Genomic DNA, 21,794 nt, shown 5'->3' on the forward strand with positions numbered 1-21,794 from the left:
TCTATTAAACAATTAAACCGTATGGGATTACATTATGCCTAATCATTTTATTGAACCGCACAAAGGTAAACTATTAGTTTTAACCCCCGGAATGGGAGCAGTAGCCACAACATTTATGGCCGGTGTTATTTCAGCTCGTAAAAATTTATCCAAACCATTTGGATCATTGACACAGCTCCAGACAATACGGCTTGGAGCTCGTTCAAATCAAAGAAATCCACTTATCAAAGACTTTATTGATCTTGCAGGGCTTGATGATATTGTATTTGGAGGATGGGATGTTATTTCTGATAACGCCTATGAGGCAGCTAAAAGAGCTGATGTCCTGAAGCCACAGGATCTGGAGCCTTTGAAAGATGAGCTTGGAAGTGTTCAACCCATGAAAGCAGCATTCAATCAGAAATATGTAAAGCTGCTAAAAGGCGAAAATATAAAACCCCTAACAAATAAATGGGAATTAGCGGAAGCTCTCCGAGAAGATATCAGAAATAAGATTTCAGAAACCGGTGCTTCTCGTGCAGTTATGATATGGTGTGGATCTACTGAAGTTCATCTGCATCCATCGGCTTGTCATCAAAGCATCGAGGCTTTTGAAAAAGGGCTGAAAAATAGTGATGAAGCCATAGCCCCCTCACAGCTGTATGCTTATGCAGCTATAAAAGAAGGTGTTCCTTATGCAAATGGGGCTCCCAACTTATCAGCAGATTTCCCCGCTCTGGAGCAATTAGCTGAACAAGAAAAAGTACCTATCGCAGGTAAAGATTTTAAAACGGGCCAAACTCTCATGAAAACTATACTTGCTCCGGGATTTAAAACTAGGATGCTTGGTATTCGCGGTTGGTTTTCAACGAATATTTTAGGAAACAGAGATGGCGAAGTATTAGATGATCCTGATAGTTTTAAATCCAAAGAAGTCTCTAAAACCGGTGTACTTGATTCAATTCTTCAACCCGATGAATATCCGGATCTATATAAGGATCTTTATCATAAAGTGAGGATCAATTACTATCCGCCACGGGGTGATGCCAAAGAGGGCTGGGATAATATCGATATATTTGGATGGATGGGTTACGATATGCAGATCAAAGTAGATTTCTTATGTAGAGATTCAATTCTAGCTGCACCTATTGTTCTTGATCTGGCCTTATTTTTGGATTTTGCCAAACGAGCCGGAAAATCAGGAATACAGGAATGGTTATCCTTCTATTTCAAGAGTCCGCAGGTTAATACCGGCCATATTCCCGAACATGATATTTTTATTCAACACTTAAGGCTAAAAAACTCACTCCGTGTACTTGGAGGTGAAGAACCAATTACTCACCTTTCTGAGAATTTTTAAGTAGAAGTTGCAGGTTGATCTGATGCCAAAAGTTAAAACAAATACAACAGGACTTATCCTGGCAGCAGGATATGGCTCTCGGTTAGCGGGTGTCAGCCCTGTCACTTCTTTCAAACCCCTAACGCCCGTAAATGGTAAAGCTCTCATTCTCCGTACTATTGAAAATCTGGAATTAGCCGGTTGTACAGAGATCGTAATTGTACTTGGATACGGGTACAAAAAAATAAAAAAAGCAATTCAGGATAAATACCTAGGGCAGATTCCACTTTTCTTTGTATTTAATGAGAAGTACGATTTGAGCAATGGTGTTTCCATACTTTCTGCACGAGATTATTTAAGCAACCGTTTTATAATGACGATGGCCGATCATATTTTTGAGGATTCGCTGATGAAAATTGCAAGCGATTTAGAAATTGAGGAAGGTGAAGCAGCGCTCTTAGTGGATTATAAAATCGATTCAATCTTTGACATGGATGATGCGACAAAGGTATTGTCTAAAGATGGAAAAGTTGAATCCATTGGTAAGCAGATCAAAGAATTCAATTGTGTGGATACCGGTCTTTTTGTTTGTACTTCGGGATTACTTGACGCACTTCAAAAACGTTATCAAGAATATGGTGACACTTCAATTTCTGATGGAGTGCAGGATCTGGCACGTTCCGGTAAAATGTTCGCTGTTGATATAGAAGAAGGTATCTGGCAAGATGTGGATACCCCGGAAATGCTTGCACAAGCAGAAAAACTCCTGATTAATTAATCAAACCAAAAAGTATTTACAAAGAATTTCAAATACGCATTACGAGGTAGAATTCATCTTTCTGTTCAATATATTGCCAGTCACTGGAAATGCAATATGGATCTGCAATTCTTAGACTATCCGCTACTTATGTTTTGATAATTGGTACCATAATCTTCACATTCTCAATTCATAAAAAGAATCAAACAGATTAGTAATGATGAAGTAAATTTTTTATCTATTCATGGCTTTGAAGTAGTGGGTTGGAAAATCCAAAATAGACTTCAAAAATTGCTTGAGAATATGTTTCCTTCTATCAAACCGTGACAACGATATAGTAACTAAATAAGAGCCTGAATAATCTTTTTCCAAAATCATGTCTCATAATCAAACAGATACTATAGACGCTGTGGTAACATGGGTAGATGGCAATGATCCTATACATCAAAAGAAGCGCATTAATGCACTTCGAGAATCCAAACTGATTTCAACAGATCATTTAACAACCGGGGAGCAAAAAACCCGCTTTATAGATAATGGTGAACTTAAGTTCTGTATCACCTCCATTCGAAAATTTGCTCCATGGGTTAGATATATCTACCTCGTTACCGACAACCAAACCCCCGACTTTTTAGAAGAAGAGTTCATAGATAAGTACAAGGTTAACGTCGTGGATCATAAAGAGATTTTTCAATCTTACGAGAGTGCTCTTCCCACGTTTAACAGTAGAACTATCGAGACTGCAATTTGGCGCATTCCCGGTTTAGCGGAAAAATTCATCTATTTTAATGATGATTTTGTTCTGACTTCTCCTTTACAAAAAGATCATTTTTTCAATAACGGTAACGTTGTTATCCGGGGCAGATTGCGCAGAATGGGGAGTTACGGAAAATGGAGAATGCATTTAAATCATATCTATAGCAAGACCATAAAAAAGTTTCTGGGCATCACTTATTCAATGCATCTGTTGTATCAGATTCGATCTGCCCAGTTGGCAGGTTTCGACAATAAATACTACTATGTTCCACACGTACCGCACCCGGTGCGAAAGTCAACAATAGCTACGTTTTTTGAGGAAAATCCAGACTTATTTGAAAAAAATATTCAGTACAAATTCAGAGATACAGATCAATTTTCTGCGATGTACCTCGCTTATCACCTTGAAATTGCAAACAAAAATGCTGAGTTAGTTTCCCCGGATAAAGCACTCATGATTAATGGAGAGATGGATTTCTCCGGAATGCTTAACCGCAAAATCAAAGCTATTAAGGATGAGAAAAATGCTTTTCTATGTATTCAAGGAATGGAAAAAGTTAATTCCAAACAAAAAAAGCACTTAATGAGAACATTAAGTGCTTTAACGGAAATGGATTAAATAACCTGTTTACGCCCGGGCCGCTCTGCGTCTTAAACTTTCAAGAAGGGCATCAAAACCCCGCTGCCGGATGATACTTTGAAATTGGCGATTGTATGATTCAGCAGTAGATACATCATCAATACTCATATCTATAATTTGCCACGTTCCATCCTGGAGCTCCATATCATAATCTACTGAGGTTCGTACGTTCTCCAACTGAGCTGTTGTTTTCACCTCAGCATTTCCATTATCCACTGTGATATCGTTATATGTAACTTCCGCCCGATAGATATCCAGTCTGTTTAAAGAGTTATCTCTTATGATGGTGGAAAATAGTGAGACGAATTCTTCCCTTTCTTCTTCAGAAACTTCATTGTAAGTATCACCCAATGCTGTTTCAGACATCGTCCTGAAATCAATGACATCATTAATGATGTCTTTCAGTCTGTCCCGCTGTTCCTGGGTGTATTCGCTTCCCTTTGGACCCAATAACTCTTTAATCTCTTCATCTCTTTCGTCGAGCATGGCTCGAATTTCGTCTGCTCCATTCTGGGCTAAACCTACGTTCAGAAACAGAACCATAGAGATGAATATTGTGATGATATATTTCATTTTTTTACCCTGTGTTAATTTACGCTCAATTGTTGTACTGAAATTCCTGACACTCTGTAGAGAGCTGCAACCTTCTTATTCAAATCGAACACATTTTGTTTCAACTCAACCCTTAATTCTAACTCTTTCTGCATAGCGTTCAGAAGTTCTTCCACATCTCCGAACCCGATATCATAATTTAGCTGTTCGTGACGCACCCAATTTCGTGCCGTAGAAAGTGCCTCTTCTATCTGATTTACTTTCACATCAGCAACGGAGGCTTCTCTATACTTTTCGTTCAAATCTAAATAGATCCCATCCATCAGAGCACTTTTTAAATCTTGTACTCGATTATATTCTATATCTGCACGTTCCAGCTGATTTCTAATCGATCTGAAATTTAAATTCTGCCGAATACCGAATCCAACGGCTGCTGAAGAGTAATTCGTATTATTGATAATAAATGGATTTGTTTGTCTAGGCCTGTTTGGAGTATTCGCATAGCTTCCTGAAATCCCCAAAAACAATGCAGGATATTGTTGAGCCTTTACAGCGTCTTTACTTTTATCCATGGCTTCAATCCCTGCATCTACTCCTTTTAATTCAGGACGGTTAGACACAGCCATCTGCTGGTAGTAATCATATGATTGTAAATCATGAGCTACCGGATCCAAAAAACTCTCTTCCGGTTCGTATACTATTCCCTGTTCATCCCCCATTACATAGTCCCAAATACGGGTAATGGATGAAACACTCTGTTTTACCTCTTCTCTCTGTACCTCAAATTCTGTCTTGAAAATTTCAAATTTAAAAACATCAGCCTCTTTTAAATCCGGATCTCCCTCTTCCTGCATATTTTCAATCTGTCTCTCAATCTGAGCAACCTGATCTTCTGCATCAACTAAAATTCGTTCTACTTCCTGAGCTAAAAGATAGCTGTAATAAAGTTCAAAAAGTTGAACCTCTGCTTCTGCAGTAACGGCACTAAACTGAAACTCCGCTGCACGCGCACCTGCTTCAGCTGCGGCAATTGCGTTGTTAATAGCTCCCCAACTGTACACCGGCTGAATGGCACTAATCTCTGCCCGGGTAAAAATACCCCAGTCTTCCCAGTCATTCTCTAAATTGGGATCCAGGTAATACTCTCCCTTTGACAGACCTTCTACTTCACTTTTAACTCCGGGTACTACACCGTGCTGAGAGTTAAACTCAATTCTTGGTAATATTCTCTGGTTTTTAACCTGCTGAACGCGATTTTCTGACATATCAACTGAATTCCTCTCATAAGCAACCTGACCGGATCTCTCCAAACCACGATCTATAAATTTCTGTAGATTTACTTTTAATGTATCCTGTGCCTGGACAGTAGTAAAATTTAGAAGAGGTACCAGTAAGCTTAAAAATAAAATTCGTTGCACGTTATCTAATTACGTTTCTGTTTTTCAGCTTTGTCATCAACGAACGACTATAAGATTTATTTACCTGTTCGCAGATATTAACAACACTTTACGGTTAATCGGTTCAATATAAAAAAAGCCTCTTTAATTCAATTAAAGAGGCTTTAAATTTAAAGCGGAGGGAGAGGGATTCGAACCCCCGGAGACTTGCGCCTCAACGGTTTTCAAGACCGCCGCATTCGACCACTCTGCCATCCCTCCGTTTTATGCATCTTCAAGTGCCGCAGCACCCGATACAATTTCGGAAATTTCAGTCGTAATTGCACTTTGTCGAGCCTGATTATACTTAAGTTTAAGCTCGTCTTTAAGCTCTTTAGCATTTTCAGTGGCGTTATCCATAGCTGTCATTCGAGCACCTTGCTCAGATGCGTTGGATTCCAACACGGCTCGCCATAGTTGCATATTCAGGTGCACGGGTAATAATTGATTCAAAATCGCTTGCCCGTCAGGCTCGTAAATATAGTCAATTTCATTTAGATTTGAAGAATTTTCTTCTTCAAATTGATCCGTTTTTAGAGGTAAAATTTCATCCACTAAACGGTTTTGAGTAATGACAGATTTGAATTCATTAAAGGCAACCAGAACTTTATCATACTTACCTTTGATAAACTTTTCCGTCACTTCACTCATAATGGACGAAGTCGTTTCGTAATTCAAATCATCAAAAAAACCAATGTAGGAATCGACTACTTTAAACTTTCTTTTTTTGAAATAACCATCAGCCTTTCGCCCAATTGTAATCAGATCTAACCGGTCGTTTTTCTGATATTCAGAGTAGTTATCTGCAATATCCTTTTCAGCAAGTTTAAACAAATTATTGTTGAATCCACCGCAAAGTCCTCGGTCTGATCCAACTACAATCATCAGTATCGATTCAACTTCTTCAGGATCCCTGAGAATTGGGTTTTCACTTCCAGCACCTGCAATCAGTCTTGAAACCACACTACGCATTTTTTGAGCATAGGGTCGAGTTGCAATAATACGCTGTTGAGCTTTTCTCAACTTAGCCGCAGCCACCATTTTCATGGCTTTGGTAATCTGTTGAGTATTCTCAATAGATGATATCCGGGTTCGTATATCGCGCAGGTTTGCCATGAATTATTCCTCAGATACTGCTATAAGTTGATCAATCGTACTTTCAGCTGTTTTTAGTATTTCACCACCAAATGTATCGTCCAGAACACCTGATTTTGCAAGTGTTTTCATTTGAGTTGAATACTTGGCCCCAACTGTTTCGAGGAACATATTTTCAAATTTTCGAATCAGATCAACCGAAAGTTTATCAAGAAGTCCTTCATTGTTCACCTTCAAGAGTACAATCTGCTGCTCAACCGGAAGTGGTTTATATTCACCCTGCTTCATAAGTTCAACTGTCCGCTCACCGCGTTTCAGCTGTTTCTGTGTTGCAGCATCGAGGTCAGATCCAAACTTCGCAAAGGCTTCAAGCTCACGGTACTGAGCTAAGTCAAGCTTCAGTGTACCTGAAAGTTTCTTCATTGATTTAACCTGAGCAGATCCACCTACACGAGAAACTGAAATACCTACGTCAATCGCTGGGCGAACACCTGAGTTAAAGAGGTCTGTATCCAGGAATATCTGACCGTCTGTAATTGAAATTACGTTTGTTGGGATATATGCTGATACGTCACCGGCCTGAGTTTCAATAACCGGGAGTGCTGTCAACGATCCACCACCTTTTAATTTTGGCTTCAACTCTTCCGGCACATTGTTCATCAGCTGAGCTACATCGTCATTATTAATAATCTTAGCGGCACGTTCCAAAAGACGACTATGCAGATAGAATACATCACCTGGGTATGCTTCACGTCCTGGAGGTCTTCTCAACAGAAGTGAGAGCTCACGATATGCAACGGCTTGTTTAGAAAGATCATCGTAGATCACCAGTGCATGCCGACCTGTATCGCGGAAGTATTCACCAATAGCAGCACCCGCAAAAGGCGCAATATAACGCATTGGTGCAGACGAACTCGCCGGAGCAGAAACAACAACTGTGTAGTCAAGCGCTCCGTACTCTTTCAGTGTATTTACAATAGAGGCAACAGTTGAACCTTTCTGACCAACAGCTACATAGATACAAAAAACAGGGCTATCAGTATCCTGTGTATGCTTTTGGTTAATTATGGTGTCAAGTGCAACAGCAGTTTTTCCCGTTTGACGGTCACCAATAATCAATTCACGTTGTCCACGACCAATCGGGATTAGGGAGTCAATTGCCTTTAGACCCGTTTGGAGAGGTTCTGTTACAGGTTCACGATAAATAACACCGGGTGCCTTTCTCTCCAACGGCAAGTTAATGGTATCACCGCTAATCGCTCCTTTACCATCCAGTGGGCGACCCAGCGGATCAATAACGCGTCCCAGCACACCATCACCTACAGAAAGGGATGCAATATTCTTTGTTCTTTTTACAGTATGGCCTTCTTCTACAGAAGTGGAAGAACCAAAAAGTACAATACCAACATTGTCTTCTTCAAGGTTCAATACCATACCTCGAACGGCATTACCGTCATTATCTACAGACTCCGGCAATTCCACCAATTCACCGGCCTGTACCTTCGACAGACCATAAACACGAGCAATACCATCACCCACTTCGAGTACAGTACCTACATCGTATGTATCAGTGTCGTTACTGAAACCTGTAAGTTGTTTTTTTAAAATAGCCGAAACTTCGTCAGGTCTGACTTGACTCATTTTTATTCCTAAATATTTTTATTCAACTGTTGCAGCCTTGAAATCCTCTTTCAGCTGACTCAATTTATGCTTCACTGAACCGTCAATGACTGTATCTTCAATTCGCACTTTCAATCCACCTATTAACTCATCGTTAACAGAAAGATGTAAATCGACGGTTTTACCGGTAGACTTTTCCAACTTGGATTTCAGATTCTTTATCTGATCTTTATCCAGTTCAAATGCTGATTCTACATCAATATCGATGATACCGTGATGAGCTTTATGAAGAAGCACAAAAGCCCGGGTAAGATCATGCAGTAATTTTTCACGGCTTTTTTCAGAAAGTAAATGGATCAGATTTCTGGTCAGATCCTGAATTTTACCTTTAAAAATTTCATCCAATGCACTTATTTTTACAGCTTTTTTTATCAACGGACTTTTAAGAAACAATTGCAGATCTCTTGAATCATCAATTGTTTTCTGAAGTAAGATCATATCCTCGTAAACTTCATCGAGAATATCCTTGTCTATTGCTGTATCCAATAATGCGCTGGCGTACCGCCCGGCTGCTTTGGGTATCATCCTTTAGTTCTTATTGTTAAGATCGTTGATGAATGTATCAACAAGCTTTTTATTCTTGCTATGATCAAGCTCTGCATCAATAATTATTGATGCCGCTTCAATTGCTAAATCTGAAACTTCTTTTCTCAATTCTGTCATTGCACGCAGCTTCTCTTGTTCAATAGAAGCTTTTGCATCCTCCAGAATTTTGGCTGCATCCTCTTTAGCCCTTTCAATTTTTTCAGATCGCAATACTTCTGCATCTTCGAGTGCTTCTTTACGAATTCTCTGAGCCGCAATTTCAGCTTCTTTCAAAGCTTTGTCGTTGTCTTTAGAAATTTGCTCAGCTTTCGCAATAGCCTTCTCAGCCGATTCCAGAGAATCCTTTATACGATTCTCCCGCTCATCTAATGCTTTCATGATGGGGGGAACCAAAAACTTTTGCATTGCAATTAGAAATACCACTGTTGAGATTAACACCCAAATGGCAAATCCTGTATTGAATGAAAGGAGTCCTCCCCCACCCGCTAAGAAATAATGCATAGTGCTGGTTATTTATTAATTATTGACCAACACCGAGAGCAAGTAGAATACAAACAATAGCACCGATGAGAGCTACACCCTCAATAAATACGGCGGTCAAAAGCATAGCACCGCGAATATCTCCGGCTGCTTCTGGTTGTCTTGCGATACTTTCTGTGGCACTTTTACCGATAATTCCGATTCCAAATCCGGCTCCAAGTGCAATGATTCCGGCTCCAAGGCCTGCTGCTAAAAAACCCATAATTAATTATATGTTTTGTTATTAGTGATTAGTTTCGACTTCAACAGCTTGTGCATGTGCAACAGCAGTTTCTTCGTCGTGATGATGATGCTCTTCCGCAGCCATTCCGATAAAAACAGCTGACAGAAGTGTAAATACATAAGCTTGAATAAGGGCAACAAGTGCCTTAAGGAAATAGAGCGCTGCTGTTAACAATACCCAGAAAACGCTCGACCCGACACCCACATATGTGCCAAACAGATCCGTAAAAATAAAAATCAATCCAAGAATACTGACAATCATAATCTTACCGGACAGCATATTTGCAAAAAGACGTATAGCAAGTGCAAATGGTTTTGTAAAGAGCCCCAGGATTTCAACCGGTGTCAGAATTATTCGAGACCAACCCGGAACTCCCGGAAAAGCAAAAACATGCCGCCAGTGATCTTTTGTTCCGCTAAACTGTGTAATGAAAAACGTGATTCCGGCCAATGTTGCTGTAACCGTCAGATCGGCCGTAGCGGAAGCAGCCCATGGCAACAAACCAAAAAGGTTCATAAACATTATTGCCATAAAAATTGAAAACAGATACGGGACGTACCTTCTGTATTTTTCAGGTGAAATAAACTCTTTGGCAATTTCGTCCCGTATAAAAACAAAAATGACTTCAAAAATATTCTGCATTATACCTTTTGGCTCACTTTCCGCACCAATACCTCGCCGGTAACGAGCTGCGGCCCACATTGTAATTAGCAACGTGATGATTATACCAAGCCAAACATAAATAAGGTGAGAGGTAATAGACATATCAAGTGATATTTGAGCGCCATCAGAGCGAACTAAGCCCGACTCTTCAGTCTCCATAAATTCACCGGACTCCAATGCAGATTTTGTATTTGCATAGAAATACCACTCTCCATCCACTAACAATATTCGCGGCAAATAGACCTTAACACCAACAACCTCTACATAGTCGTGATCAAGAACTTTCCCCATCACATCAAACGTCCCTTCACTGCTTTCTTCTGTATCAGCAGCCAAAAGACCAGGGTTAATAGCAAGTAGTAATAGAATGGTAACGGATAATCGGCGCAAGTATCGGCTCATCTTAAATTTCAATTTACCCGACTAATCTGAGAGTTTTTGGTTAAGGAATATCACTTCGTTTACAGAATGCAAAATATACGAAATTATAAAACTAACAGTAAAGCTCAATTCATCAATTTTTGTGAGAATTAATATTAAAACGAATAGAGCCAATACAAGGATAAATCTTATGAATAGCCCAAAATAATAGCTAACGATAAAGTCTCTCAGCACGGTTTTCTTAGAGAAGAAAGAGGCCCCCAAGTGCAAAGACACAGTCAGCAATCCAATCAGGTATCCGGCAAACCAGCCAAAAGTATTTTCATTTGGAAGCAGTATTCCCAGAGAGAGGAAAAACAACCCGATAATAAAAGTAGATATAACTAATTTCCGGTCAGCCAAAGACATGCCACTCTTGATTCAATATCTAATTTTTACTGACGTTTTTTATTAGCCGCACAAAGATGCCTATCATTAATAAAATCCCGAGCAGTACACCCGACAATACTCCCCACGGCGATGTTTCGAATTTCACATCGAAAAAATAGCCCACTAAAATCGGTGTACTAAAAGCGACAGCTATTTCCCCGCCTAGAGACAGGTACTCGAGATATTTTTTAAATTTCGGATCTTCAAACAATTATTTCTCTTTCTCTTTTTTAACAGCTGTCTCTTTTGCAAAATCGGCATCTTTTGATGTCTCCAGCTTGGTCGAATCGCTCCCCATTCTGCAAGCTCCGTTAATTTGAGCACCTTCTTCTACCAATAACGCTTTGGTATAGATATCTCCATCAATAACAGCAGATTCGCGCAGGTTCAATTTATTCGTTACCCGAATTGTACCTTCAATTTTACCGGCGATATCGGCTTCAGCAACTTTTACATCACCCTGCACTACTCCTGAGGATGTGACAATAAGTTTACCTTTTGTGATCCCCTCGCCTTTCAGCTTACCGGCTATCCGGATATCGTTTTGAGAGTTAAGCGTTCCTTCAAGAGTGGTACCTTCACTGATCATATTCAGTGTTGGAGATTGTGTGTTTGTTGTCTTACTCACGGTATTGTTGTTTTTGTTGTTGAACATAATAATTCTGGTTCAGTTTAAATACATTAATGGATCCTGTGGAACACCATTTTTCCAGATCTCGAGATGCAGATGCGAACCGGTGCTTAATACGCCACGATCACCTATCTGCCCCAAAATATCTCCTTTCAGTACAAAATCTCCTTTTGCTCTTGTCAATTTTGATCCATGCTTATAGACGCTCACCACGCCATTGCCATGTTGTAAATAGACCACATACCCATAGTTGATAGTCCAACCGGCATTCATCACTGTTCCATCAGCCAAAGCTACAAAGTCAGTTTCCGGCCTGGCTGCAATGTCAATACCAAAATGACCATCCTCGGCATTATAGCCCTGTGTAAATCGGCCTTCAATAGGATAATCTGAAGGGAAATCCGGAGTTTCATTTAGCGATCCTGAAAAAATGATTTCGTTCTGAGAAAGCATTTCGAGCGTTCGTACGTTTGGAACTGATCCCCCCGCAGGAAAATATTCCTCCGACATGAGAACCTCGGCAGTCTGATCAACGGCTAACATCGTATCCGCAGCCGATCTTAAAACATCTTTCATGTCATTAAGTTGTGTATCCCTGGCAACCAGAGAATCCTGTAATGACATTACACGTTCAGAAATTTCAATTACATTCTGGCGCAGAGCATAGTCTTCTTTATACTGATAGAGCGATCCCAACGGTGTTGCAAAAAAAATAATGGTTGTGAAAAGCACCGATAGTAAAATGACAACCACCACCATTTTAACAATATCGCGTGCTCTCAATTTAAATGAGCTGGACCCATCCGGATCATGCTCGTCCAATACTACTACTGTAACATCGCCCTCACGTTCCGAAAAAATTCGTTTTATAAATTCCCACATGGAGTTATTACAGCTTTCAATTTATTTTTTACGGTCCTGATCAGGATACTGAATAATTTGGTGCTTCTTTTGTGATCTGCACGGTATGCGGATGACTTTCCTTATAGCTCGCAGCTGAAATTTGTACAAATTCTGATTTTTTAAGTTCCTCAATAGTTTCAGCTCCAACATATCCCATTGCGGCCCTTAAACCACCAACCATTTGATGAACCACTTCACCCAGGTAACCTTTGTAGGGAACACGCCCCTCAATACCTTCCGGAACGAGCTTTAAATCATCCTCAACATCCTGGAAGTATCTATCCTTAGAACCTTTTCTCATGGCACTTATACTTCCCATGCCGCGATATGACTTATATTTTCGTGATTCGTATATGATTGTCTCACCCGGACTCTCATCAACACCTGCAAACATCGAACCCATCATAACGGCATCTGCACCGCCGGCCAGGGCTTTAGGAATATCACCGGTTTGTTTAATACCGCCATCAGCAATTAAGCCAATGTTATTTTCGTTCGTGAATTCAGCAATTTCCATGATAGCCGACAGCTGTGGAACACCCACACCGGTAACTACCCGAGTGGTACAAATTGATCCCGGTCCAACGCCAACCTTTACCACATCAGCGCCGGCTTCAACAAGAGCTTCCGCCGCCGAGCGTGTTGCAATATTTCCACCAACAATATTTAAATCCTTGTATTTCCCTTTTATGTTCCGAACGGTATTCAATACTCCTTCAGAATGACCGTGAGCCGTATCAACAGTAACGATATCCACACCGGAATCAACCAGGGCATCAACACGGTCCATCGTATCCGGAGTTACCCCTACAGCAGCTCCAACCCGTAATCTCCCCATATCATCTTTACAAGCATGTGGGAAATTCATCTTCTTTTCAATGTCTTTAAATGTAATCAAACCTACCAGTATGTTATTGCTGTCCACAATTGGCAGCTTTTCAACTTTATACTCCTGAAGTATCTGCTCTGCTTCATCAAGAGTCGTTCCCTGCTTCGCTGTTACAAGATTTTCACTGGTCATAATATCACCCAGCTTTTTATCAACGTAATGCTCGAAGCGTAAATCCCGGTTTGTTACAATACCCACTAACTTATTATTGGTTTTCACAATGGGAATTCCGCCAATTTTGTGTTTACGCATTAAAGCGCGCGCATCTTTCACTGTTGCATCCGCAGGCAAGGTAACGGGATCCACAATCATTCCACTTTCACTTCTTTTCACAAGTCGAACCTGTTCTGCCTGATCCTCAATTGACATATTTTTGTGCAGCATGGCAATGCCTCCCTCTCTTGCAAGAGCAATAGCCATACGGTATTCTGAAACTGTATCCATTGCCGCACTGAAAATAGGAGTCTGCAGTTTGAGAGTTGGAGTTAATTGAACAGAGATATCGACATCTCTTGGCAGAACTATAGAGTGATTTGGTACAAGCAGAACATCGTCGTACGTGAGGCCCTGACGTGTGATTCTTGAGAAGGGAGAGGAGTTATCCATGAATACATTTTCGCTTTGTTTACATTTTGGCAAAGATAAGAAATCTTACTGAACTTCTTTACCTCAAATCTTCGAAAATCTACTCTCCCGTGTAAACTGAAGTTTAGATTTTGCTTATAACTTGTTCACCTTCAGTGATTTCACAGCAGTATCTGAATCTGCTATTCCATCCAGATAACTGTTCACCCAAAAATCAACGCTCTCTCTTCTGCGCTGAACCCACTCTGAGTTTGTGCAAAACTGCCCTTTCAGTTCATCGATGTATCCCTTTACATCTTCTTCGATAACCAGTTTCAGCTCTCCGGGCAGGTCACTCCATCCCAGAAGAGCAAACATCTCTTCAATTTCACGATGCTCCGCTTCTGCTTTATGGAAAATCGTGTTAAGTACTGCTTCCTGACGGGTGACTTTGGATTTTTTTATTACTGCTTGCATCATAGTTGTGTAGTTTGTTTTTGATTTATACACAACTTACAGCAACGGGGTGACATCAATATGTCACCCCGTTTAAACTTTTTTTATAATCCCGCTCTGGAGAATATTTCGTCAACTCTTCGGGTATGATGAGAAAGATCAAAAGCCTGCTCAATTTCGCTTTCAGATAGATTATCCAGAATGGTTTGATCTGTTTTTACGAGCTCTTGAAAATCGCGTTTTTCCTCCCAGGCTTTCATTGCCAAAGGTTGAACGGTATCATACGCAACTTCCCGGTTCAGCCCTTTATCAATCAACATGAGCAAGAGTCTTTGAGAAAACACCAGACCGTGAGTTTTTTCCATGTTTTCCAGCATATTCTCAGGATACACCATAAGATTTTCTATCACACCGGAAAATCTGTTCAGCATATAATCGAGCAGGATTGTAGCATCCGGCAGTATTATTCGCTCTACTGAGGAGTGAGAAATATCTCTTTCGTGCCACAGAGGCATATTTTCATAAGCAGAAATCATATACCCACGCAGTACACGCGCACAACCGGTAATGTTTTCTGAACTGACAGGATTTCTTTTATGCGGCATCGCAGATGATCCCTTCTGCCCTTTTCTGAAAAACTCCTCCGCCTCACGAAGTTCTGTCCGTTGCAGATGACGAATTTCCACAGCAATTTTTTCCAAAGTACCGCCAATTACAGCTAACGTAGCCATATAGTATGCATGCCGGTCGCGCTGGAGAGTCTGCGTTGATACAGGCGCCGGGGAAATACCGAGAATTTCACATGTATATTTTTCAACTTCCGGTGGAATATGTGCAAATGTACCTACAGCACCTGAAATTTTGCCGAACTCGACATCTTTAGCGGCCCTTTCAAATCGTTCAATATTTCGATTCATTTCGGCATACCAAAGTGCACACTTTAGTCCAAACGTGGTGGGTTCGGCATGTACTCCGTGTGTTCGTCCCATCATCACGGTCAATTTATGTTCGTGTGCTTTTTCAGCAAGAGCCTTCACAAAACGGTTTAAACCTTCTGCGATCAATTTATTTGCTTGTTTGAGCCGATATCCGTTTGCGGTATCTACTACATCTGTAGAGGTGAGACCGTAATGAACCCATTTCTTTTCTTCACCAAGAGACTCCGAAACCGTTCGGGTAAACGCAACGACATCATGACGCGTCTTCTTTTCAATTTCTTTAATACGGTCGATATCAAAAGAGGCTTTTTCGTAAAGCTTGTCTACATCTTCTGATGGTATTTTTCCAATCTTACTCCAGGCCCTGCATGCCGCAAGTTCTACATCTAACCACGCCTGAAATTGATTCTGTTCCGACCAAATATCGGTCATTTCCTTTCTGGAATATCGTTCAATCATAACTATTGTTTACTGTACTGGTATTTTGAGTAGGGTTCCGGGTTCAATCATTGTATCCAGTTCTACCTGGTTGATAATAGCAATATCTTCGTGCTCAATATCCATTGGAAGTTGATCCGGCAGATATTGCCTGAAGGTTTTTCGCTGATCTGCCTGTACGACCTGAAGACGTACCGGTTGTATATTTAAAATCCTTTCATCTGTCAGACGGTCAAAACGGGAAGTCACATATTGAAAATCTTCGATATGCGTAGGGAAATCTGACTCCAAACTATAATTTATAAATCTGTATACTCGATCTTGAAATTCCACGGCATAGACATGCACACCCAGGCGATTTTCTTCCTGATCAATCGTACCTTCTGCTTGGTATGCTCTCCAGGTACCAGCACTTTGGGTTTCACCACTCTCCTGAAGTGTAAAACCTTCCTGGTTCGTAAACTGATTAACAGATTCTCTGGCAGATGAATTTTCTGAGTCAATTCGCATGATCATTACAGCTTCCCCCTCACCCTTTACTAAAACGACCTGTGATGGCTGATTGACCAACTGCCACTGTTGAGGAATGGGATAGTAAAATTCAAGCTCCGGATGTACAAACCTACCGTCATCTTCATAACCTTGCCGAGGATTGTCACCAAAAACTATTCCGTCAAGCAGCTCCATGTAACGCTCAGTCCCATATTCAGTCTGCTCATAGCCTTGTTCTTTCCACTCGTTGGCCAATCTTGGAATAGTTTGTTCTCTTTCTCCCGGATTCGGGTGAGTTGAAAGCATATTCGGAATGCTCTGCCCCGATTTTTCTGAAATTCGTCTCAAACTTGTAAAAAACTCAGAACCTTCTGCAGCAACATATTGCTTCATTGCTGAGTACTCTACACCCAGCCGATCAGATTCTCTCTCATGATCACGGCTGTAACTCATAAACAGAAGCTGTGCAGCCTGGCCGCTTAAGTTCATCAGAGATTGCGCCGGAAGACCTAATAGCTCTTGACCCAAAATGGAACCGCCAATTACTGCTACCTGACCTATCGTTTGAGAAAGTGCTCGCTGAGAGGCATGCCGACCGGCAACATGACCAATTTCGTGGCCCACTACTACGGCAAGTTGTGCTTCATTATTGAGATGGGCCATCAAACCGCGAGTCACATAAATATATCCCCCCGGCAGGGCAAATGCGTTCACAACCGGGCTATCCAGCACCCTGAAGGTGAACTCTGTATTCTTAAACATATCTGCGGCATCTTCCCGTCTCATATGACTGACTTCCAGAAGCTCTCCTCCCAAGTCAGTCACATAGGTCGATAGCTCATCACTGTCATACAATCCATATTGACTTATAATTTCCTGGTCAACATCCTGGCCTATTTGAACTTCCTGCTCCCAGGAATAAGCATAGGCCCGTTTATTACCGGAAACCGGATTTTGTTGAACAACACAGGATGAGGCAAATACAAAAACTGTTAAAAAAAGAATGAAACTCGTATAAAATCTTTTCATAGCGATATTTTTTTTAAAAAATGAACTTAGTTAGCCCTGATCAAACTTGATCTATGATTACTCCATTCAAGTCTTGAAATTCATTTATCAGCTTATTTATGTGACTGTAAATAATATATAATGCGTATGAGTCCATCGCGCAGTAGCGCCTCATTAAGGTAGGAATAATTTGGATTTCTTTTGGAGTCAACAAATTACTTTTCAAAGAAATATAAGCATTCATTGTGGCCTCACCATCATCAATCTGGTACGTTGGATGCTGCAGTAAACGATATGGATCAAAGTCTGCATCGTCATTTGAAAGCATTCCAAAATTGATTGAAGTATCAAATATTTGAGCTGTCTCGTCCATTGGTATGTTTAAGTACTTCACAAGTTGAAGTACACTCTTTAGAATTTGTTTCAGCCCGATACTACCGCTCATAAAACGGTTATAATATCCTTCTCGTACCGATTTACTTAGATCAAAAATTCGATGCTCATTTGTGTTTCCTTCAACATAAAGCAAGTTTTTCAATATGCGTATTTCATTTTCATATAACATGGAATTACGCTCCATCTCTTGAAGCAGATACCGGAGTGCCTGCGATTCAAAAGGCGAATATTGAATCAGCGAACCTTCGAAAATAGAATCAATTGCTCCCAGCTTTCTGATAAACTCAACATGTGGATATCCGCTATCTACTTTATCATCAAGCCACTCGTGGTGTACAATCTCACCATTTTCAAATAGTGAATGGCAGGAATATTGAAAATAGATCGGGCTGTAAGCGCCACCGCCACGCTGCATTGGCAAAGCATAAGTTGCTGCTTCGAAATCAATAAAATGAAGTGGAAAAGACAGGCTTTCAAAACCAAGGCGTGAAGGTTTTACCCATGCTGATGGGAGTTCTTTTTGATGGGCACTCAAGAATTGAAGTTCACGCCGTTGCTGAATGGTTATCGCAGGCTGATTCTTTCGTTTTACTTCTTCAAAACTACTAGAGTATTGGTTTAGTGGTACATCTTCCTGAAAATACTTACCGGCTTCTATTAGTTCTTGATTTCCATGCCCAATTAATTCAAAAACCTGCTCGTTTGGAAAGGTTTTATTTTTTCCTGAGAAAAACTCTCCCCAGCAATCAGATATTTCATCCGACTCCGGTTTTCTAAATTTACAACGGCTGCACTCCTGATGAACCTCCACATTAAAATGGCTCCCATCACTCCAGTTTTCGGATACCAGATCCTTCATAACATCCCGCACAGATCTCTCTGCAGCAAACGAATGTGCAACCGAGTCAGGAATAGCTAACCGTACAGATTCTGTAGCTTCGGTAGCCTCCATTTTTGTAAATAGAGACGCCAATTCCTCTTTAACATTCTGAGATACGATCAAATTTTCAGACTCTGTGTTAGGAATCTGCTGCATTAGCTCAGGCATTCTGGCACTGTATCTCTTATCGGGGAAAAAGAGTTCAACATTCAATTTACTACTGCGAACAACTTTTCTTAAAACCTCCATTCTGTAGGCGGCTTTAACCAAATACCCGGCTGTTGTTTTACTCAAAACCGGAACAGATATTTCACCCTGATGGATTCTCTTCTTTAACTTGCCATGAATTTGGACAATTGTAAATTCACTTCCATTTTTAACAAGTATCGGGATTCTGGTTAAAAAAATATTTTCCCGGATTACGGCTCCACAGATCGCAACATCATCCTCTTTCAACCATTTTTGAGTTTCTAACAGGGCGTCGCTTACGGAATCTGAAGTAAACTTTATGTTTGGGTATTGAAGTGCTACTGCATTTCGCAGCTGAAGCTTATTTCTTTGCTTAAATGGCAGGTAAGGTTTTCGTAATCCGGTACTCTTCTTTGCGTGATACAGTTTGAGCGGGCATGAAATGGATTTCAAAAAAAGTGAATCATTGATCTCCATTCGGTTTGCCATTATTCTATTACATTTACTTCGGGAACCAACTCGATGCCAAAGAGGCTTTTAACTGATTCCTGAATGTTCATGGCGTGCTCGTAAACTTCTTCCCCTGTTGCTCCCCCATGATTTACCAAGACCAGTGCCTGATTTTTATAGGTGCCTACATTTCCCACTTTTTTCCCTTTCCATCCGGCTTGTTCAATGAGCCATCCTGCCGGAATTTTCACTCTATTTTGATCGGCCGGAAATGAGGGGATATCAGAAAACTCATTTTTGAGATTTTCATACACCTCTTTGCTAACGATAGGGTTCTTAAAAAAACTGCCTGCATTCCCAATCAAAGCAGGGTCCGGTAATTTAGACCTACGAATAGAAACAACGGCGTCAAATACATCCTGAATCGTCGGTTGAGTCACATTTTCCGATTCAAAGTATTTGCGCAGCGCGTAATAGGAATCTTCAATTTTATGCGGGCCTTTCTCCAACCTCAGCGTTACATCTGTAACAATTACTTTTCCCTTCAACTGATTTTTGAAAACACTGTCGCGGTATCCAAATTTACACTCTTCCGCATTAAACACTTTCATATTTCCCGTTTCCGGCATAAACGCACTCAGCGATTGAAAAACGTCTTTGAGCTCCACCCCATATGCACCGATATTTTGGATGGGAGCCGCACCGGTTGTACCCGGAATCAAAGCTAAATTTTCAATTCCGCCATATCCGTTTTCTACACAAAACCTCACTAGATCGTGCCAAACCACACCTGCGCCGGCTTTAACCCAAACCTCTCTATCATTTACATCAATTACTTCTATTCCGGGAATCAAAATTTTAAGCACAGGTTGCTTCAGATCAGACTTGATCAGAATATTACTCCCGCCTCCAAGTATAAAAGGTGATTTTTTACGAAACAGCCCCTCATTATAAAGAGCTTTTAGCTGTTCTGCCTCTGCAATGGAATAAAAGATCTGAGCTTTAGCTTGAACCCCAAGAGTGTTATAAGGGGCCAGATCTATGTTTCTTTGTTCAATTGGGATGTTTTCAAATGTATTCAAATTGGCTGACATCTTTAAACTTCAGACTTACTCTTTTCTGACGGCATCGGTTTAACACGGAGCTTTTTAACCCTGTTATTTTTAACGGAGTGAACTGTCATTTCCAGGTTTTTATAAATCATGCGCTCTCCAACATTGGGGATGCGTTCGGTAAGGTGATAAACCAATCCCCCGAGTGTCTCAAACTCATCATCGTCTGATGAAATTGAGGTTTTTAGAATTTCATCCAAATCATCCAGGTCAATTTTGGCATCAAAAATATAGACGCCGTTTTTAAATCGGGTGAATAGTTTCTCTTCCTGGTCATCATATTCATCACCAATATCCCCTACAATTTCTTCAAGAATATCATCCAGTGTTACAATTCCTTCAGTTCCGCCATACTCATCCACTACTATTGCAATGTGAGTTTTTTCATGCTGGAAGTCCCTCAACAGATCATCCAATTTTTTTGTAGCCGGAATAAAAAGTGCTTTTCTGGCTATCGTTTTCCAATTGATCAGATGGTCACCCATTGGCGTATAAATATACGGAAGCACATCTTTTGAATAGATCACCCCGGAAATATTATCCAAGTCATTTTCAAATAGAGGCATTCTTGAAAGTCCCTTATCGCGTATCAGATCGATAACTTCTTCGAGTGTAGCTGAAACGGGAACTGCAACAATATTGACTCGAGATGTCATGATTTCGCGTACAGTGATATTTCCAAACTCAATGACATTTTCAATAATCTCACGCTCGTCCCCTTTCAGCGATCCTTCCTGCTCACTCATCTCGGCCATGGTCTTCAGATCCTGCGCCGTCATTTTATTATTTGGTTTAGGAAGTGTTCGTTCCAAACTCATCGTACTTTCAGCGATTAATTTGGAAACAGGTTTAAAAAAAATGAAATGCACATGTACAAACCCAACCATTCTTCTGCTTACCTTCAAAGGGTTATTAATGGCAATTACTTTTGGTGTGATTTCACTCAAAATCAGAATTGTAAATGTCAGTACTACAATCTCTACGGTATACACGATTACTTCCGAAAAACCATAGTAAGCTGCAATCTTTCCGGTAATAACTGCAGCCATAACTGAACTGAGAATATTTGCAAAAGTATTACCAATCAGGATAGTAGCAAGCAACCTTCTCGGCTTCTGCAGCATTTTTAAAATCTTGGCATCTTTAGAACCTTGCTCCCCTTTCGGCTTAAGCTGCTCTATTTGATTTGCTAACGAAAAAAAGGCCACTTCGGATCCGGAATAGAGAGCACTGAGCAGGAGCCCAGCAATCATTATAATCAACTCAATTGATATTTCAGTAAAATTCAGATACTCTAACTGCGACCCTGCATTAAGTATAATCTGATTGGAAATAAAGTGTATCGGATGACTTGGAGGTTCGTCGATCGTTTCCAAAAAAAAGTACTTAATTAATGATTAAATGTGGTTGATTTAACAATATGAATAAAAAA

At 40.5% G+C, this 21,794-nt stretch carries 21 protein-coding genes and 1 tRNA gene; 3 read left to right on the forward strand and 19 right to left on the reverse strand.

Annotation, left to right across the window (positions count from 1 at the left end):
- Positions 1–34 precede the first annotated feature (34 nt).
- From CWD77_RS07280 to CWD77_RS07290, 3 genes are all read left to right on the forward strand, one after another.
- Positions 35–1,339, forward strand: a complete 1,305-nt coding sequence (locus CWD77_RS07280; RefSeq protein WP_101072814.1) for an inositol-3-phosphate synthase — start codon at positions 35–37, stop codon at positions 1,337–1,339.
- 22 nt (positions 1,340–1,361) lie between these two features.
- Positions 1,362–2,096: a phosphocholine cytidylyltransferase family protein gene (locus CWD77_RS07285; RefSeq protein ID WP_101072980.1), complete on the forward strand. Its 735-nt coding sequence runs from the start codon at positions 1,362–1,364 to the stop codon at positions 2,094–2,096.
- Positions 2,097–2,451: 355 nt separating this feature from the next.
- The gene (locus CWD77_RS07290) at positions 2,452–3,450 is read left to right on the forward strand and encodes a stealth family protein (RefSeq protein WP_101072981.1); all 999 of its coding nucleotides are present in this window, start codon (positions 2,452–2,454) and stop codon (positions 3,448–3,450) included.
- Between the two features lie 9 nt (positions 3,451–3,459).
- Here CWD77_RS07290 and CWD77_RS07295 read toward each other — a convergent pair whose 3' ends face one another.
- The 19 genes from CWD77_RS07295 to CWD77_RS07390 form a co-directional block, all read right to left on the reverse strand.
- On the reverse strand, positions 3,460–4,044 hold the full coding sequence (locus CWD77_RS07295; RefSeq protein WP_101072815.1) for an MlaC/ttg2D family ABC transporter substrate-binding protein: 585 nt from the start codon (positions 4,042–4,044) through the stop codon (positions 3,460–3,462).
- A gap of 14 nt (positions 4,045–4,058) precedes the next feature.
- Positions 4,059–5,441: a TolC family protein gene (locus CWD77_RS07300; RefSeq protein WP_101072816.1), complete on the reverse strand. Its 1,383-nt coding sequence runs from the start codon at positions 5,439–5,441 to the stop codon at positions 4,059–4,061.
- Positions 5,442–5,596: 155 nt separating this feature from the next.
- A tRNA-Ser gene (locus CWD77_RS07305) sits at positions 5,597–5,681 on the reverse strand.
- A gap of 3 nt (positions 5,682–5,684) precedes the next feature.
- Positions 5,685–6,575 carry an ATP synthase F1 subunit gamma gene (gene atpG / locus CWD77_RS07310; RefSeq protein ID WP_101072817.1) on the reverse strand — a complete coding sequence of 297 codons (891 nt, stop codon included), beginning with the start codon at positions 6,573–6,575 and terminating at the stop codon, positions 5,685–5,687.
- 3 nt (positions 6,576–6,578) lie between these two features.
- Complete coding sequence (gene atpA / locus CWD77_RS07315) at positions 6,579–8,195, reverse strand: F0F1 ATP synthase subunit alpha (protein ID WP_101072818.1); 1,617 nt, start codon at positions 8,193–8,195, stop codon at positions 6,579–6,581.
- A gap of 18 nt (positions 8,196–8,213) precedes the next feature.
- Positions 8,214–8,759 carry an ATP synthase F1 subunit delta gene (atpH, locus tag CWD77_RS07320; RefSeq protein ID WP_101072819.1) on the reverse strand — a complete coding sequence of 182 codons (546 nt, stop codon included), beginning with the start codon at positions 8,757–8,759 and terminating at the stop codon, positions 8,214–8,216.
- 3 nt (positions 8,760–8,762) lie between these two features.
- A complete protein-coding gene (gene atpF, locus CWD77_RS07325) occupies positions 8,763–9,281 on the reverse strand; it encodes a F0F1 ATP synthase subunit B (protein WP_101072820.1) in 519 nt (172 codons plus the stop codon).
- Between the two features lie 19 nt (positions 9,282–9,300).
- Positions 9,301–9,522, reverse strand: a complete 222-nt coding sequence (locus CWD77_RS07330; RefSeq protein WP_069132440.1) for an ATP synthase F0 subunit C — start codon at positions 9,520–9,522, stop codon at positions 9,301–9,303.
- 21 nt (positions 9,523–9,543) lie between these two features.
- The gene (gene atpB / locus CWD77_RS07335; RefSeq protein WP_101072821.1) at positions 9,544–10,608 is read right to left on the reverse strand and encodes a F0F1 ATP synthase subunit A; all 1,065 of its coding nucleotides are present in this window, start codon (positions 10,606–10,608) and stop codon (positions 9,544–9,546) included.
- Between the two features lie 406 nt (positions 10,609–11,014).
- Complete coding sequence (locus tag CWD77_RS15775; RefSeq protein ID WP_101072823.1) at positions 11,015–11,227, reverse strand: AtpZ/AtpI family protein; 213 nt, start codon at positions 11,225–11,227, stop codon at positions 11,015–11,017.
- Positions 11,228–11,671 (reverse strand): bactofilin family protein, encoded by a 444-nt coding sequence (locus CWD77_RS07350; protein ID WP_101072824.1) that lies wholly within the window; start codon positions 11,669–11,671, stop codon positions 11,228–11,230.
- A gap of 12 nt (positions 11,672–11,683) precedes the next feature.
- Positions 11,684–12,529: a M23 family metallopeptidase gene (locus CWD77_RS07355; RefSeq protein WP_101072825.1), complete on the reverse strand. Its 846-nt coding sequence runs from the start codon at positions 12,527–12,529 to the stop codon at positions 11,684–11,686.
- Between the two features lie 40 nt (positions 12,530–12,569).
- The gene (gene guaB, locus CWD77_RS07360; protein WP_101072826.1) at positions 12,570–14,045 is read right to left on the reverse strand and encodes an IMP dehydrogenase; all 1,476 of its coding nucleotides are present in this window, start codon (positions 14,043–14,045) and stop codon (positions 12,570–12,572) included.
- Between the two features lie 114 nt (positions 14,046–14,159).
- Positions 14,160–14,483, reverse strand: coding sequence for a hypothetical protein (locus tag CWD77_RS07365; RefSeq protein ID WP_101072827.1), 324 nt, complete (start codon positions 14,481–14,483; stop codon positions 14,160–14,162).
- Between the two features lie 80 nt (positions 14,484–14,563).
- Positions 14,564–15,856, reverse strand: coding sequence for an adenylosuccinate lyase (purB, locus tag CWD77_RS07370; RefSeq protein WP_101072828.1), 1,293 nt, complete (start codon positions 15,854–15,856; stop codon positions 14,564–14,566).
- 9 nt (positions 15,857–15,865) lie between these two features.
- A complete protein-coding gene (locus CWD77_RS07375; RefSeq protein WP_101072829.1) occupies positions 15,866–17,356 on the reverse strand; it encodes a M48 family metalloprotease in 1,491 nt (496 codons plus the stop codon).
- 40 nt (positions 17,357–17,396) lie between these two features.
- Positions 17,397–19,289 (reverse strand): DUF2779 domain-containing protein, encoded by a 1,893-nt coding sequence (locus CWD77_RS07380; protein ID WP_101072830.1) that lies wholly within the window; start codon positions 19,287–19,289, stop codon positions 17,397–17,399.
- On the reverse strand, positions 19,289–20,332 hold the full coding sequence (gene murB / locus CWD77_RS07385) for a UDP-N-acetylmuramate dehydrogenase (protein WP_240596702.1): 1,044 nt from the start codon (positions 20,330–20,332) through the stop codon (positions 19,289–19,291). Before murB ends, CWD77_RS07380 begins: the two co-directional genes overlap by 1 nt.
- Before the next feature lie 14 nt (positions 20,333–20,346).
- On the reverse strand, positions 20,347–21,738 hold the full coding sequence (locus tag CWD77_RS07390; protein WP_240596704.1) for a hemolysin family protein: 1,392 nt from the start codon (positions 21,736–21,738) through the stop codon (positions 20,347–20,349).
- Positions 21,739–21,794: the final 56 nt, after the last annotated feature.

The organism is Rhodohalobacter barkolensis, from assembly GCF_002834295.1.
Classification (GTDB): domain Bacteria; phylum Bacteroidota; class Rhodothermia; order Balneolales; family Balneolaceae; genus Rhodohalobacter; species Rhodohalobacter barkolensis.